This is a genomic window from Clostridium sp. D53t1_180928_C8, from assembly GCF_015667795.1.
GTDB lineage: Bacteria > Bacillota > Clostridia > Clostridiales > Clostridiaceae > Clostridium.
The window spans coordinates 1-16,474 of sequence record NZ_JADPEL010000001.1; the positions used below are offsets into that span (position 1 = coordinate 1).

Consider the following 16,474-nt stretch of genomic DNA (forward strand, 5'->3'; position numbering starts at 1 on the left):
ATATCATAATTAATAATTAAACTTAACTTATACAAATAAAATTTTTAATTTATATAATTTATGATATTTATACATATTTAAGTTGAATTTAATAAGGGCAATGTTTACATTAAGATAACGATTACTTAGATTTATATGTCATTAAAACTCAAATATAGACTAAGAATTCAGTTTATATTAATGTATATACGTTTTTTGTTGAATTATAAATACTATAAATGGTATAATTTATTAAGAAAATATTAAAAGGGTAATTTATATAGATTATTAACTATATAAAAATATTAAAACAGATTACTTAAATTTATATTCATATATGTTATTAATGAATATTAATGTTGAAAGGAAATATATTATGGGATTTTTAGAAAAACTTTTTGGAACATATAGCGAGAGAGAAGTAAAGAAGCTTCAATCAATTGCCGATAAGATAGAAGCTTTAGATGAATCGATGCAAAAATTAACGGATGAAGAACTTCAAGGAAAAACTATAGAATTTAAAGAAAGAATACAAAAAGGAGAGTCTTTAGATAGTATATTACCAGAGGCTTTTGCTGTTTGTAGAGAAGCTTCAAGCAGAGTACTTGGAATGAAGCACTTTAGAGTTCAATTATTAGGAGGAATGGTTCTTCACCAAGGTAGAATAGCTGAAATGAAAACCGGGGAAGGTAAAACTCTTGTTGCTACATTACCAGCATACCTTAATGGTTTAACTGGAAATGGTGTTCATGTAATAACAGTAAATGATTATTTAGCAAAAACTCAGATGGAAGAAATGGGAGTGTTATATAATTTCTTAGGATTATCTACTGGATGTATAATTCACGGTATAACACAAGATCAAAGAAGAGCAGCATATGCAGCTGATATAACATATGGAACAAATAATGAATTTGGATTTGATTACTTAAGAGATAATATGGTAATTCATATGGAAGAAAGAGTACAAAGAGTCCTTAACTTCTGTATAGTGGATGAGGTTGACTCTATCTTAATAGATGAGGCTAGAACGCCACTTATTATTTCAGGAATGGGTGATAAATCTACTAAATTCTATAATGTTGCAGATAATTTTGTTAAGACATTAGTAAATGAAAAAGATTTTACTGTAGATGAAAAAGCAAATGCAGTTTTATTAACTGAAGATGGGATTATTAAAGCTGAAAAGTATTTTGGAATAGAAAACTATGCTGATTCTCAAAACCTAGAGTTACAACATTATGTTACACAAGCTTTAAAAGCAAATTATACAATGAGATCTGATAAAGACTACATGGTTAAAGATAATGAGATAGTAATAATAGACGAATTTACAGGAAGACTTATGGAAGGTAGAAGATATTCAGATGGTCTTCATCAAGCAATTGAAGCTAAAGAAGGGGTTAAGATTCAAAGAGAATCAAAAACTTTAGCAACAATAACATTCCAAAATTACTTTAGAATGTATGCTAAGTTATCAGGAATGACTGGTACAGCATTAACTGAAGAAAATGAGTTTAGAGAAATATATAATTTAGATGTTATTGTAATACCAACTAATAAGCCAGTTCAAAGAATTGACCAATCTGATATGGTTTATAAAAATGAAGCTGGAAAGTATAAAGCGATAGTTGAAGAAGTAGTGAAGTCACACGAAAAGGGTCAGCCAGTACTTGTCGGAACAGCTAGTGTTGATAGATCAGAATATATATCTTCTTTATTAAAGAAGAGAGGAATTAAGCATCAAGTTCTTAATGCTAAATATCATGCTCAAGAAGCAGAAATAATTTCTCATGCAGGGGAATTAGGTATGGTTACGATAGCGACTAATATGGCTGGTAGAGGTACTGACATTAAGCTAGGAGAAGGTGTTATAGAAGCTGGAGGATTAAAAGTTCTTGGTACTGAAAGACATGAGTCAAGAAGAATTGATAATCAGCTTAGAGGTAGATCAGGACGTCAAGGTGATGCTGGTGAATCAATATTCTTCATATCTTTAGAGGATGACTTAATGAGAATATTTGGATCAGAAAAGATTCAAGGTATTATTGATAAATTAGGATTAGAAGAAACAGAAGCTATAGAAAGTAAAATGGTTACAAAGGCTATAGAAAATGCTCAAAAGAAGGTTGAAGGAAATAACTTCGATATAAGAAAAAACCTACTTGGATATGATGATGTTATGAATCTTCAAAGAGAGGTTATTTATAGACAAAGAACTGAAGTTTTAGAAGGTAAGAACCTTAAAGAGCAAATAGAAGGTATGATTACAGAAGTTATATCAGATGCTGTTAATTCTCACTTAAGTGGAGAAGTTCAAGATATAGAAGGTGAAATCAATACTTTACTTAAGTATTTAGAAGAGATATGTTTACCACATGGTGTTATAACAGTAGGAGAGTTAGCTGATTTATCTAATGAACAAATAAAAGATAAATTAAATGAGATTGTTATGAACATCTATAAGGGTAAGGAACTTGAATTTGGTGAAGACCAATTAAGAGAAATTGAAAGAGTAGTTCTTTTAAGAGTTGTTGACCAAAAGTGGATGGCTCATATAGATAATATGGATCACTTAAAACAAGGAATGGGATTAAGAGCATATAAGCAACAAGATCCAATTCAAGCATACCAAATGGAAGGTAGTGCAATGTTTGAAGAGATGATTGAAGGAATTAAGCTTGAAACTGTTAAATTCTTATTCCATGTAAGAGTTGAGAGACCTGTTGAGAGAGAGAAGGTAGCTCAAGAAACATCTGCTAGTCATGGAGCTGATGATAAGAGCTTAAAGAAAGAACCTGTTAGAAATGACAATAGAGTAGGAAGAAATGATTTATGTACTTGCGGTAGCGGTAAAAAGTATAAAAACTGCTGCGGTAGGGAAGCTTAGATAGTTTCAAGTTATAAGTTAAAAGTGGCAAGTTAATATGGGGGTTGATTATAAGTTTTATAATGATTACCATATTTAACTTGTCATTTGCCATTTGTTACTTGTCACTGAATTAAGGGGTGATTTTTTGTTAATTAAGTTAGAACAAGAACTAACTAAAGTTAGTGGATTAAGAGAAATATTAAAAGAAATGGGGGCTTCACTTTGACAAGGAAAGCCTAGAAAAAAGATTTCAAGAGCTTGAGCTTCAGATGCAAGAAAAGGGCTTTTGGGATGATATAAAAAGAGCAGAAGAAGTTACTAAGGAAAGTAAAAGTATTAAAGATAAAATAGATAGATATGAAAGCTTAGTAAGTAGATTAGAGGATGTAGAAGTATTAGCAGAGCTTGCAGAAGATGATGAAGAAACTGTAAATGAAGTTATTACAGAAATTAGAGATATTGAAAAGCTAGTAGATCAATATAAAATAGAACTTCTTTTATCAGGAGAGTATGATAAAAATGATGCCATATTAAATTTACATGCTGGTGTTGGTGGTAGTGATGCTAATGATTGGACTCTTATGTTGCTTAGAATGTACACTAGATGGTGCGAGAAAAAGGGGTATAAGGTTGAGACATTAGATATACTTGAAGGTGATGAAGCTGGAATAAAGAGTGCAACATTAAGAGTAAAAGGCGAGTTTGCATATGGATATTTAAAGGCAGAAAAGGGGATTCATAGATTAGTAAGAATTTCACCCTTTAACGCTAATGGAAAAAGACAAACTTCATTTGCCTCAATAGAAGTATTACCAGAGCTTACAAAGGATCAAGATATAGATATAAGACCAGATGATTTAAAAATAGACACTTATAGAGCTAGTGGAGCTGGTGGGCAACATGTAAATAAAACAGAATCAGCTATAAGAATTACTCATATACCTACTGGAATTGTTGTTCAGTGTCAAAGTGAAAGAAGTCAGTTTTCAAATAAAGATACAGCAATGTCTATGTTGAAGTCAAAACTTATAGAACTTAAAGAAAGAGCTCATAAGGAAAAAATAGAAGACTTAACAGGTGAGTTAAAAGATATGGGATGGGGAAGTCAGATAAGATCTTATGTATTCCATCCATATAATATGGTTAAAGACCATAGAACAAATGAGGAAACATCAAACTTAAATGCAGTTATGAATGGTGAAATTGATAAATTTATAACTACATATTTAAAAAGTATATCAAAATAAAAAAAGTGCTAGGCACTTTTTTTATTTTGATATTAATTTAAAGTTTTTAAGAAAAATAAATATTATTGAGAATCCAAAGATAAGAGTTGTTATAATGGCTTCATTGTATCCTCTATAATAGAATATAGAGGATGTTATAACAGAGATTAATGCTATTAATGCAAAAAATCTTGAGCCTTTCTTATCTGTTATAATTTTACCTTTATCAAATATTCCCCAACAAATTAATAAAATTAACATTATTGATATCAATAATAATGATTTTGAGCTATACATAAATCTAGTAAATGTACTATAGCAAGAATTTTTTATTTCTTTATCAACTATACTATAAACAACATCTATAGCATTAGTATCTATATATTCAAGTGTATCACTAGGTGTGTGAATTCGAGTTTTATCACTGTGGCAGAAGCTAACAGCATCTATATTTAAATTATTAAAGCTAGCATGATCACTAGAGTCTTCGTAAAGTACTTCATAACTTACATTATTAGATTCACATAGTTCTTTTAATGAATTTAATAATTCGGAATTTGTATTTTTGAATTTACTTCCTTGCATAAAGCTTATAGGATAATCAGCACTTCCAATCATATCAAAATTAATTACCTTTGAATCTTGTATATTAAATAAGTTAGATTCAGCAAAAGCTTTAGATCCTAATAAACCAAATTCCTCTGCATTTAATGCAACAAAAATAATATCTCTTTCAGGTTTTCCATAAGTAGCAAGACTTCTACTTAGCTCTAATAAAAATGAAGATCCAGAAGCGTTATCTAATGCTCCAGAATAAGTGTTTCCTAATCCATCTTTTCCAAGATGATCATAATGAGCTGTTATTATAAATGGTGGCAAAGAAGAATTTGAACCATTAATTACACCAACAATATTTGATATTGTTTTTTCTTCTTCTTCAAAAGGGATATGGATAGAAATTTGTTTTCCTTCTTTTAACCCATTTGATATTTTTTCAAAAGTAGAATTAGAAACCATTATTACAGCATCTTTAGCAAAATCGCTAAAAAATGAACTTCTAAATGAAAAGTTATTGTCTTTAGGAACATATATTAAAAAGTTACCATCAGCGCAACTTACTTCCATATAAGCTAAATATGAATTTATTTTATCGGAAGCTGAAAAATAAAATGTATTATTTTTAAAGTTAATCATATCTTCTTTAAAGTCAACACCATATTTTAATTCTTCTTCAATTTCTCCGTTTGATTCAATTTTAAGATAAGGTGAAGTGTTAGTTATAACAGGGCAAATAGTATTAAAGTTTTGTGAATAGTTACCATCATTATTTAGGGTAGTTAATCCACTATTTTTAAACCTATTTTTTATTATATCGCCTGTCATTGAGTTTTCTGTACTGCCAGCTAATCTTCCTGCAAGTGTATCTGATGATAAAACATAAATATTATTCCGAACATTACTAGAATCAAATGGTGAATAGGTATTATTAAGATATATAGTAAAAAGCAATAGAAATGAAGTTATTGATAATAATGAAAAATATATAATTTTTTTCTTCATAAAAAAATACCTCACTAATAGTATTATATTAAATACTATTAAATGAGGAGTTACATTATAACTAATATTAAAAAATTTAAATGATAATAAAAGCTAAATTTAGTTAATGAAAATTAATACTTGTTGATTTTGATTATAAATATTATAGGTAGTCAGTAAAAGTTATTAATTATATTAATTAGTAAAAATCTTCAAAATAAAGTTTATGCTTTATTTTGAATAAGTTCGTAAAAACATTGAAATAATGAAAATAAAATACAAATATAAATTAAAAAATTAAGTTGTTTAGTTAGAACTGAATATACTCCACCAATTATTATACTACCTAATGTAACTACGTTTATAAATTTAAAAAAGTTTGATTTATTAGTTAATATTTCCTTGGTAGCTGTTAATAAAATTATTATAAGCGTTAAAAAAATAAAAACATTTCTTAAATCTAAAGAAAATTCAATTACATAAAGTTGGTTTAGTATTAGAAGTGTAATAAAGACTATAAGTAATATATTTAAAAATCTATTTATAAATTTATTCAAAAATAAGCCTCCTTTTACGATTAATGGAAAATATTTACAATTAAATTATACTATTAGCTTTACTTAATATCAATAGTGTAAAATTATGTTATACTAATTATTAGAGTTAAATTTTAGAATAAATTTTCATAGGAGGAAAGTATGGTAAATATAGAACAAAGATTAGTTAAGGAATTAGAAATTACTTTAAAGCAAGTAGAAAATGTAATTAAATTATTAGATGAAGGCAATACAGTGCCGTTCATTTCTAGATATAGAAAAGAGCAAACAGGTGGATTAAGTGATGATGTTCTTAGAAAGTTTTTTGAGAGATTAACTTATTTAAGAAATTTAAAAGAAAGAAAAGAAGATGTTTTAAGATTAATAGATGAACAAGGTAAGCTTAATAATGATATAGTTAAAGCTTTAGAAAAGGCAGATACATTAACAGAAGTTGAAGATATCTATAGACCTTATAAGCAAAAAAAGAGAACAAGAGCAACAATAGCTTTAGAAAAAGGTTTAAAACCATTAGCGGATTTAATTTTAGAAGGAAGCTTTAAGGGAAGTTTAAATGAAGAAGCTTCTAAATATATAGATGAAGAAAAAAAGGTATTAACTGTAGAAGAGGCTATAAGTGGGGCTTTAGATATAGTTGCAGAAGTAATATCTGATGATGCAGGTTTTAGAAAGTGGATAAGAGAGCTTGTAATGAGAGAAGGAAAAATAGAATCTAAGGGTTCAAGTGAAGAACCAACTCCATTTGAAATGTATTATGAATATAGTGAAGATATAAATAAAATTCCTGCTCATAGAATATTGGCTATAAATAGAGGAGAAAAGGAAAAAGTTTTATCTGTAAAAATAGTTGCAAATGAAGATAAAATAATAACTTATCTTCAAAATAGATTATTAAAAAATAATGAAACTACAGATGAATATTTAAAATCAGCGATTAAAGATTCATTTAAGAGATTAATATATCCATCAATAGAAAGAGAAATAAGAAGTGAATTAACTAATAAGGGTGAAGAAGGAGCAATATTAATTTTTAAAGAAAATTTAAAAGCACTTCTTATGCAACCACCTATAAAAGGAAAGGTAGTTATGGGATATGATCCAGGATTTAGAACAGGTTGTAAGGTTGCTGTTTTAGATTCTACAGGAAAGTTCCTAGAAAAGGCTACAGTATATCCTACAGTTCCAAGAAGTGATATAGCTGGAACTAAAAAGATATTAAAGGAACTTGTATATAAATATGATGTTGATGTTATTTCTTTAGGAAATGGTACTGCATCCAGGGAATCAGAAGAAGTTATATCAGAAATGTTAACTGAAATAAAAAATGAAAGTGGTAAAGAATTAGCTTATGTAATAGTATCAGAAGCTGGAGCTTCAGTATATTCTGCATCAGAATTAGCTGCTAAGGAATATCCAGATTTAGATGTTACTATAAGAGGGGCTATATCTATAGGGAGAAGACTTCAAGATCCTATGGCAGAGCTTGTAAAGATAGATCCAAAAGCAATAGGAGTAGGTCAATACCAACATGATGTTACACCTAAGAGATTAGAGGAATCATTATCTGGAGTAGTTGAAGATTCTGTTAATAAAGTTGGAGTTGATTTAAATACTGCAACACCATCTCTTTTAACTTATATTGCGGGAGTAAATGCTTCAATAGCAAACAATATAGTTGCATATAGAGATGAAGTAGGTGAGTTTAAGAGTAGAAAAGAATTATTAAAGGTTAAGAGATTAGGACAAAAAGCATATGAACAATGTGCAGGTTTCTTAAGAGTTATGGAAAGTAAAGAACCTTTAGATAATACGTCAGTTCATCCAGAGTCATATGATGCGGCTGAAAAGCTTATTACTATATTAGGATATACTAAAGAAGATTTAAAAAATAGAAATTTAAATGACATAGAAGAAAGAGTAAAAGCCAAAGGATTAAACAACTTAGTTAAAGAACTAGAAATTGGAGAATTAACTTTAAAGGATATTATAAAAGAGTTACAAAAACCAGGAAGAGACCCTAGAGAAGATATGCCAAAGCCAATTTTAAAAACAGGAGTTGTTGATTTAAAAGATTTAACTCCAGGAATGACTCTTTTAGGTACAGTAAGAAATGTATCAGACTTTGGAGCATTCGTTGATATCGGTGTTCACCAAGATGGATTAGTTCATAAGAGTCAAATGGCTAATAAATTTGTTAAACATCCTTTAGATATAGTTAAGGTTGGAGATGTAATTAAGGTTAAAATTATGGAAGTTGATACAAAAAGAAAGAGAATTTCATTAACTATGAAGGAAGTTGATTAGTTAATTATTTATATTAAAATTAAATTTTGCTTGCATTATGTATATAATGCAAGTTTTTTTATTATAAAGCAATATTAATTTTATCTTTTTTTTATTGGAAAATGATATTAATGTATAACTTTAAATAATAAATGAAGAGTATTTGAGTAGAAGGAGATTTGTAAAAAGCTACAAAAAAACAATAAAAACATATTTTGTAAATATTTACAAAAATGAGTTGAGTTTATTTACAAAAAAAAACATTTATGTAATTATAAATATGTAACCCGGGTTGAAAAATTAAATTACAAAATAATTTTATGGGGGAATTTTTATGAAAAAAATTAAAAAAATTATTACTATGATGCTTATTGGGGGAATTATAGCTAGCAATACAACTAATGCATATGCTTGGCAATATACTAATAATTACTGAACTGTTTATAATGACTCTCAATATAGCATAAATACATCTTTTAGTAGTAATGGTACAATTAAAAATGGGTTAAGATCAACAGTACACCAAGCTAGAATAAAGGCATATAATACTTATAATTCATCTAATGCTAAAAGTTACTGGGGACCTATGAAAGTATATGGGCAAATATCAACTGCCAAAACAGGAAATGTTAATTATATGAGACGTGTTAAATATTTAGATTTTAATCTATAAAGTTAAAAAGGCATCAAAACAAGTATATAATTACTTGTTTTGATGCTTAATTAATAGGGGAAGGAGAAAAGTAAAGCATGATTCTAAAAAGAACAATAGGATTATTAAGTATAATAATATTATTATTTAATTTAATATCTTGTAAGGAAAAACAAGTACTTAGAAGTTATAATATGTCATTGAGAGGTTTTGTTGAAGAGAAAATAGAGTTAAGTAATATTGAATATATAGAAGATATAAAAATGATTGATGATGATACTATAAAATTAATAGGAGCGGATAATAACTTAAAAGAAATAGTATTAATATCAGAAGATAAAGGGAAAACATGGATAGAAAGGGAAGTCGAATCAACTGATTTAAAAGAAGATAGGATGCTTTTTTTAAGTGTTTTTAATAATGGAGATATATTAGCTATTGATGGAAGTGAAAATACTAATAAATTCATATTAATAAAAGATAATGGATTAATAGGAGATATTGATATAGATAATAATAATTTTATGGCGGTAAATGTTTCGCAAAATAATGATATTTTAGTATATGATGTTTATAATATTTATTTATATAATTTAAAAGATGGAAAATTAAAAAAAGAAATTAAGTTAGATGATGAAATTATAAGTGTATGTACAACTGATAAATATTTAATTGTACAAACTGTACAAGCAATAAAAAAATATAATTTAAATAATGGTGAGTTTATTGAAGATATAGAAGAATTACAGGAGTATATAGATAGGGATATAACTTATAAATTAAAAATATTTAATTCAAGAGAAGATGATGAAATTCTTCTTATAGACTCTATAGGGATATATAGTGTAAATTCTAAAGATTATAATACTAATCAAATGATAGATGCTAATGCTTATTTATTTAATAGTATTGAAAAGGAATTAGCACATTTTTTACAATTAGATAATGATAATTTCTTAGCTGTATATTATGGTGAAGATGGCATGGAAATGTATACATATTCTTATTCAGATAAATTAGCTAATAAAGAGCTTGAAGAAATAACAATTTATTCATTATATGAAAGTGAAAGTATACTGCAATATACCTCTCAATATCAAAATGATAATCCTAATATAGTTATTAATTATGAAGTAGGAATTACAAAAGATAGTGGACAAACAGAGAATGATGCTATAAAAACTCTTAATACAGAATTAATGTCTGATAATGCACCAGATATATTGTTTTTAGATAATCTATCATCAGAAAATTTAATTAATAAGGGGGTATTAGAAGATATAAGTGATATAGTTAATAGTAAAAAAGAATCACTATTTGAGAATATTTTAGATATATATTTTACAGGGGATAAAATATACTCATTACCACTAAGAGTTAAAATTCCAGTTATTTTTGGAGTAGAAGATATAATAAATAAATTTAGTAATTTAGAAAATATTTTAGATAATAAGGATGAAATTAATAATAGATTATTTGGAACGTATAGCGCTAGAGATATATTAAACTTAATGTATAATATAAATAACGATAAGCTAATTGAAAATAATATAATTAATATAAATGAAATAAAATTATTTTTAGAAAATATAAAAGAAATATATGAGTTTGAAAAAAGTAATATAGATGAAGATAGCTATAACAATTACTTAGAATATGCTGAACAAATGTCTAATGAATTTATGAGACAAATGTCGGAAGTTTATTTAGAAAAAAATATTGATCCAATAGAAGTTCTTAGACCAGAATATTCTATGGATATTGGCTATATATCAAGTTTTTATGATTTAGCTAATATTTATACTGTTATGCAAGAAGATAAAAACTTAAAATATACTACTTATTCAGGAAGTAATAAGTTTTTAGGAAAAGATATTATTTCAATAACTTCTAAGAGTAATAAAAAAGAAATTGCAAAGGATTTTATTTCATATGTAATTGATAAAAAGTCACAAGAAATTAACAATTATAAAGGTATTCCTATTAATAAAGAAACTCTTTTAAGTATTTATAAAAAAAATGTAGGAAATGATAATTTGGGTGAAATTGGTATAAGTGGAGAAGAATATGAGATTGACTTAGATATAAAATGGCCATCAGAAGATGAATATAATAAGTTTGTAAATATTGTTAGTAATTTAAGTTCATCTATTAATGTTAATTCATATATTTCAGAAGTAGTTATTAATGTTGGAGAAGAATATTTAATGGATGAGATATCATTAGATGAAGCTTTAGATAAAATAAACATTGATTTAGAAATATATTTAATGGAATAGATAAAATTAAAGTTAATTAATAATGTTATAAATATTTTAAATAATGGATAATATATCGAGATCCTATTGAAAAATACAAAATTTAGTAATATAATAGAAAATGAAATAAATAATTAATATCTTCAGGGCAGGGTGGAATTCCCTACCGGCGGTATAGCCCGCGAGCATTTTTGCAGATTCGGTGTAACTCCGAAGCCGACAGTAAAGTCTGGATGAAAGAAGGTAAAAGTTAAATTATATAAATATGCTATGGATAATAAGTTTATTATTTAATTGACTATTAAATTTTTATCTATAGAAATTATATTAATTAATAGTTTTGTTTTTAATGCCCTGATGTTTATAACATCAGGGCTTTTTGTATGAATTAAACATTAGAAATAGTAAAAACTATTATTAATTATATTTGATAATTTAACTGTTGCCCCAGAGGATAACTTTTGGGAGGCGAAAATATATGAATTCATCAACAAATTTAAACAAAACAATTAAGGTTTCTTTATTGGTAGCTATTTCAGTAGTACTTATGTATTTTGATTTTCCGATAATACCTGCATTTCCATGGTTACAAATTGATTTAAGTGAGGTTCCTGCATTAATGGGAGGATTTGCTTATGGGCCAATAACCGGAGGAATTATAGTTATTTTAAAAGTAATTTTAAGATTTTTATTAAAAGGAACTGGAACAGCATTTGTAGGAGAAATTGCAAATATAATAGTTGGACTTGCGTTAGTAGTTCCAGCAGCATATATATATCATAGAAATAAAAGTAAAAGGACTGCAATCATTGGAATGGTTAGTGGTGCATTGGTAATGCAAATAGCAGGAATATTAGCTAATATATATATATTATTGCCATTGTATGGAATGAAAATGGAAGGTGCAACACTAGCAAATTACGTGTTTTTAGGAGTAGTTCCTTTTAATGCAGTAAAAGCTTTAATAGTATCAGTAATTACGTACTTATTATATAAGAAGGTATCACGTGTAATATTTAAGGTGGATAGCAAATTTGAAAATACTAAAAAAGAAGTAGCGTAAAAATTAGTTGCATTTATTTTGAATTTAAAATTCAAAATAAATGCAACTTTTTTATAAACAAAAAAGAGTAGATACAGGGGGAGTGTAATCTACTCTTTTATTTAATAGGGAGATATTAATAGTTTGTCCAGTAATTAAATTTTTATACAAAAAGTAAAAAAAATATATGAGAATTTAGACTTTTTCTAGAATAAGTTCACTTTTTCTAGAATATGTTCACTACAAAGTCTTTGAAACCAATATAGTACTTATATAAACTTATATTAAATAGAAAAGTTTTGGAGGATAAGGGTATGAATACGTTTGAGGTTAGGGAAGAGTTTTATGTAAATAATGAAAAAATAAAAATAATATCAGGAGCATGTCATTATTTTAGAATAGTTCCTGAATATTGGAGAGATAGACTAGAAAAGTTGGTTCTTCTTGGGTGCAATTGTGTTGAAACATATATTCCATGGAATGTTCATGAAGTGGAAGAAGGAGTGTTTAACTTTTCTAAGGAAAATGATATAGATAAATTTGTAAAGATAGCACAAGAATTAGGTTTGTATGTTATTTTAAGACCATCGCCATTTATTTGTGCAGAATGGGAATTTGGAGGACTTCCATATTGGCTATTAAAAGATGATTCAATGATTGTAAGAAGTACTTATAAAGGGTTTTTAGAAGCCGTTGATAAATATTATGGTGAGTTATTTAAGGTTATTTCACCATTACAAATAACAAATGGTGGACCTGTGATAATGATGCAAGTAGAGAATGAATATGGATCATATGGAAATGATAAAAAGTATTTAAAAGCAATAAAGGATTTAATGATTAAGCATGGGTGTAATGTTCCTTTATTTACATCAGATGGTGCTTGGGATTCTATGTTAGAAGCAGGAACATTATGTGATGAAGGGGTTATACCAACTGGTAATTTTGGTTCAGCATCAAAAGAACAGTTAAAAAATTTAGAGAGATTTATGGATAAAAAGAAAATTAAAGCTCCACTTATGTGTATGGAATTTTGGATTGGATGGTTTAGCTCATGGGGAAAAGAATTAAAAGTAAGAGATTATAAGGATGCTGCAAATGAGTTGAAGGAAATATTGGATTTAGGACATGTTAATATATATATGTATCATGGCGGTACAAATTGGGGGTTTTACAATGGAGCAAATTATTATGATGAAGTAGAGCCACAAATAACATCCTATGATTATGATGCTCTTTTAACAGAATGGGGAGAAAAAACAGAAAAGTATAATGCATTTAGAGAAGTTATTTCCGAATATAAAAATATAGAAAATTATGATAACTCAACTAATATTAAGTTTATTAATTACGGTAAAATAAAGCTTTCTAAAAAGGTATCATTATTTAATACTATAGATAGAATTGTTAAACCGGTATATAATGATTTACCACTTAATATGGAAAAGCTAAATCAAGGTTATGGATATATATTATACAGAACAAATATTGAAAAAGATATGGCATCTACAAATACAGCTAGGATAGTTGATTGTAATGATAGAGCTATAGTATATCGGAATGAAGAACATATAATTACTCAATCAAGAGAAACATTAGGTGAAATATTTGATTTGAGATTTGATACGGAAAAGGATAATAGATTAGATATATTAGTTGAAAATGAGGGAAGAATAAATTATGGATATAATTTAAGAAGTAGCATGCAAAGAAAAGGTATTAAAGGTGGAGTACAATTAGATATACATTTTCACCATGGATGGAATCACTATTGCTTAGATTTTAAAGATATTAGTAATATTAATTTTAATGGTGGATATAAGGAAAATACCCCAGCATTTTATGAGTTTACTTTTAATATTGAAGAAAAGGGAGATACTTTTATAGAGTTAGATAAATTTGGAAAAGGATGTGCGTTTATAAATGGATTCAATTTAGGAAGATTTTATGATGAAGGACCAACATTATATTTATATATTCCAGCACCTCTATTAAGAAGTGGAGAAAATAAAATAGTAATATTTGAAACAGAGGGAAGATGTTCAGATTATATAACACTAAGTGATAAGCCGCTTTTAAAAGAAAACAAATGTTAAATCATAAAATTAGAGGATAGCGTTGCTATCCCCTTTTCCACATTATAATTGCATCTTCATTATTATCTGAATAATATCCTTTTCTTAAACCTTCTTTTTTAAAACCAAATTTTTTATAAAGATTTTGAGCTGGAATATTAGAAGCTCTTACTTCTAGAGTGATATCTTCGCAATTAAAGGTTTTACACATTTTAAATAAATTTATCAACAATTCTGAAGCAATACCTTTTTTCCTATACTTAGGATTTACAGCTATATTTGTAATATCACCTTCACCAGCAATTATCCACACTCCAACAAATCCAATGACTTCTTTTGTGGATAAATCTTTTGCAATAACATATTTTGCTAATGGATTGTTTAGTTCGTTATTAATAGAATCTAAAGTCCAAGGGATAGCAAAACATTCCTTGCTTAACTCATATACATCATTTATATGAGATTCATTCATAAGACTATAATCTACTTTCATTTTTCATGGCCAACCTTTGTTCTAATTCTCTTTCAGCTTGAGGTTTTTTTATGTAAAGTGGAGCAGAATTCATATCATCAAATTCGCTAGCTTTAATTTTTTTCATTCCAAGCTCTCCAAGAGAAGAAGCTCTTATAATACTTAAATGATTTGGAGCAAACTCACAGTTATTAACATTCTTTGTTAAAAACTCTTTATGTTTAAATATACCATCACCTGTAAATATAACTTTTTCGCCTTTTTCATTTAAAATATCAGCAAGTTCAGTTAGATCTAAGGCAGTACAATCTAGTATTTTAACTAATTTTCCATTGATATTTTTATAAAGACCAGTATAAACACTATCTCTTAAAGCATCCATAATTGGACAGATTATGCCATCAAAAGTTAATAAAGAGTTAGCTAATGCATCTAAGCTTGAAATTGAAACATAAGGTTTATTAGATCCCATGCTCATTCCCTTTATAGTAGCCATCCCTATTCTAAGACCAGTAAATGAACCAGGTCCCTTAGAAACAACGAATCCATCAACTTCATTTATGTCAACTTCGCAGTCTTTTAAAAGAGTGTCTATTTTTTCCATTAAAATAACAGAATGCTCTCTTTTGAAATTTAAAGTATATTCACCAAGAATAAATTCATCTTTAAGTAAAGCAACAGTAGTTACTAAAGATGAAGAATCTACACTTAAAACTATCATATTTTTAACTCCTTTATATAATTATATCTTTCTCCATATGGGGTTATAGTTATTTTTCTAAAATCTTCGCCTTTTTCTAAATCTTTTTCTATGTAAATATGTAAAAAATCTTTTGGAAGTATTTCTTCTATATAATTTGCCCATTCTATAATTGAAACAGCATCTGAAAAAATATAATCATCAAATCCTATAGCATATATTTCATCAGGATCTGAAACTCTATAAACATCAAAATGATTTAATTTTAAACGACCAGAATCATATTCATTTACAATAGTAAAAGTAGGACTTGTTATATAGTCAGTTATTTCTAAACCTTTAGCAATTCCCTTAGTTATATGAGTTTTACCAGTACCTAAATCACCAGTCAAGCAGATTATATCACCAGCATTTAATAGTCTACCAAGAGTTACTCCAAGGTTAGTAGTTTCCCCCACGCTATTAACAGAAAAAATCATGTTAAAATCCTCCCTTTATAATTAGTTAGGAGTTAGTAGTTTTTATTTAGTAGTTAAGTTAATCTTTTTTATATAATTAAAAAACTGCGTTAGCAGTTTTAACATTAACATTAACATTAACATTAACTTTTAACTCTTAACTATTAATAGTATTTACTATTTTATATTTTATCCAAAAAGTACGAAAAAGAAAAGAATAATAGAAAAATAGTAGAAAAATATTGATTTTATATTTAACATAATGTATAATAGGTTTGTACTTAGGGGTATCGTATATCGGTAGTACAGTAGTCTCCAAAACTATTAGGCTAGGTTCGATTCCTAGTACCCCTGCCAAAGA

At 27.2% G+C, this 16,474-nt stretch carries 11 protein-coding genes, 1 tRNA gene and 1 riboswitch; of the genes, 7 read left to right on the plus strand and 5 right to left on the minus strand.

The genetic code is table 11. The features are described 5' to 3' along the window. Positions 1–355 precede the first annotated feature (355 nt). The gene (gene secA / locus I4V51_RS00005) at positions 356–2,869 is read left to right on the plus strand and encodes a preprotein translocase subunit SecA (protein ID WP_195986283.1); all 2,514 of its coding nucleotides are present in this window, start codon (positions 356–358) and stop codon (positions 2,867–2,869) included. A 127-nt stretch (positions 2,870–2,996) separates the two neighbouring features. Continuing rightward, positions 2,997–4,098, plus strand: a protein-coding gene (gene prfB, locus I4V51_RS00010) for a peptide chain release factor 2 (RefSeq protein ID WP_195986284.1) whose coding sequence is annotated in 2 segments (ribosomal slippage) — positions 2,997–3,074 and positions 3,076–4,098 — 1,101 coding nt in all. Because the reading frame shifts where the segments join, the coding sequence is not laid out codon by codon here. A gap of 21 nt (positions 4,099–4,119) precedes the next feature. Here prfB and I4V51_RS00015 read toward each other — a convergent pair. Both I4V51_RS00015 and I4V51_RS00020 read right to left on the minus strand, forming a co-directional pair. Then, a complete protein-coding gene (locus I4V51_RS00015) occupies positions 4,120–5,637 on the minus strand; it encodes a M28 family metallopeptidase (protein ID WP_195986285.1) in 1,518 nt (505 codons plus the stop codon). 203 nt (positions 5,638–5,840) lie between these two features. After that, positions 5,841–6,173 carry a hypothetical protein gene (locus tag I4V51_RS00020; RefSeq protein WP_195986286.1) on the minus strand — a complete coding sequence of 111 codons (333 nt, stop codon included), beginning with the start codon at positions 6,171–6,173 and terminating at the stop codon, positions 5,841–5,843. A 141-nt stretch (positions 6,174–6,314) separates the two neighbouring features. Between I4V51_RS00020 and I4V51_RS00025 the strand changes: the two genes are divergently transcribed. The 4 genes from I4V51_RS00025 to I4V51_RS00040 all read left to right on the plus strand — a co-directional run bounded on the left by I4V51_RS00025 (position 6,315) and on the right by I4V51_RS00040 (position 14,504). Beyond that, positions 6,315–8,477, plus strand: a complete 2,163-nt coding sequence (locus I4V51_RS00025) for a Tex family protein (RefSeq protein WP_195986287.1) — start codon at positions 6,315–6,317, stop codon at positions 8,475–8,477. 729 nt (positions 8,478–9,206) lie between these two features. Continuing rightward, positions 9,207–11,387, plus strand: coding sequence for an ABC transporter substrate-binding protein (locus tag I4V51_RS00030; protein WP_195986288.1), 2,181 nt, complete (start codon positions 9,207–9,209; stop codon positions 11,385–11,387). Positions 11,388–11,501: 114 nt separating this feature from the next. Further along, positions 11,502–11,615: riboswitch (FMN riboswitch) on the plus strand. Positions 11,616–11,844: 229 nt separating this feature from the next. Continuing rightward, positions 11,845–12,429: an ECF transporter S component gene (locus tag I4V51_RS00035; RefSeq protein WP_195986289.1), complete on the plus strand. Its 585-nt coding sequence runs from the start codon at positions 11,845–11,847 to the stop codon at positions 12,427–12,429. 293 nt (positions 12,430–12,722) lie between these two features. Further along, the gene (locus I4V51_RS00040) at positions 12,723–14,504 is read left to right on the plus strand and encodes a beta-galactosidase family protein (protein ID WP_195986290.1); all 1,782 of its coding nucleotides are present in this window, start codon (positions 12,723–12,725) and stop codon (positions 14,502–14,504) included. 25 nt (positions 14,505–14,529) lie between these two features. On the opposite strand, the gene rimI is transcribed toward I4V51_RS00040, so the two are convergent. Genes rimI through tsaE form a run of 3 tightly spaced genes read right to left on the minus strand, consistent with a single transcriptional unit; the run spans position 14,530 to position 16,134 of the window. Continuing rightward, positions 14,530–14,976 (minus strand): ribosomal protein S18-alanine N-acetyltransferase, encoded by a 447-nt coding sequence (gene rimI, locus I4V51_RS00045; protein WP_195986291.1) that lies wholly within the window; start codon positions 14,974–14,976, stop codon positions 14,530–14,532. Then, entirely contained in the window at positions 14,960–15,676 is a 717-nt protein-coding gene (gene tsaB, locus I4V51_RS00050; protein WP_195986292.1) for a tRNA (adenosine(37)-N6)-threonylcarbamoyltransferase complex dimerization subunit type 1 TsaB, read from the minus strand. Before tsaB ends, rimI begins: the two co-directional genes overlap by 17 nt. Beyond that, a complete protein-coding gene (tsaE, locus tag I4V51_RS00055; RefSeq protein WP_195986293.1) occupies positions 15,673–16,134 on the minus strand; it encodes a tRNA (adenosine(37)-N6)-threonylcarbamoyltransferase complex ATPase subunit type 1 TsaE in 462 nt (153 codons plus the stop codon). Before tsaE ends, tsaB begins: the two co-directional genes overlap by 4 nt. 262 nt (positions 16,135–16,396) lie before the next feature. Between tsaE and I4V51_RS00060 the strand changes: the two genes are divergently transcribed. Continuing rightward, positions 16,397–16,470, plus strand: a tRNA-Trp gene (locus tag I4V51_RS00060). Positions 16,471–16,474: the final 4 nt, after the last annotated feature.

What these genes read in the sequence shown, in the direction of transcription:
- secA (WP_195986283.1), top strand. Translation starts at nt 356, where the DNA reads ATGGGATTTTTAGAAAAACTTTTTGGAACATATAGCGAGAGAGAAGTA.
- I4V51_RS00015 (WP_195986285.1), bottom strand. Translation starts at nt 5,637, where the DNA reads ATGAAGAAAAAAATTATATATTTTTCATTATTATCAATAACTTCATTT.
- I4V51_RS00025 (WP_195986287.1), top strand. Translation starts at nt 6,315, where the DNA reads ATGGTAAATATAGAACAAAGATTAGTTAAGGAATTAGAAATTACTTTA.
- I4V51_RS00030 (WP_195986288.1), top strand. Translation starts at nt 9,207, where the DNA reads ATGATTCTAAAAAGAACAATAGGATTATTAAGTATAATAATATTATTA.
- I4V51_RS00035 (WP_195986289.1), top strand. Translation starts at nt 11,845, where the DNA reads ATGAATTCATCAACAAATTTAAACAAAACAATTAAGGTTTCTTTATTG.
- I4V51_RS00040 (WP_195986290.1), top strand. Translation starts at nt 12,723, where the DNA reads ATGAATACGTTTGAGGTTAGGGAAGAGTTTTATGTAAATAATGAAAAA.
- rimI (WP_195986291.1), bottom strand. Translation starts at nt 14,976, where the DNA reads ATGAAAGTAGATTATAGTCTTATGAATGAATCTCATATAAATGATGTA.
- tsaB (WP_195986292.1), bottom strand. Translation starts at nt 15,676, where the DNA reads ATGATAGTTTTAAGTGTAGATTCTTCATCTTTAGTAACTACTGTTGCT.
- tsaE (WP_195986293.1), bottom strand. Translation starts at nt 16,134, where the DNA reads ATGATTTTTTCTGTTAATAGCGTGGGGGAAACTACTAACCTTGGAGTA.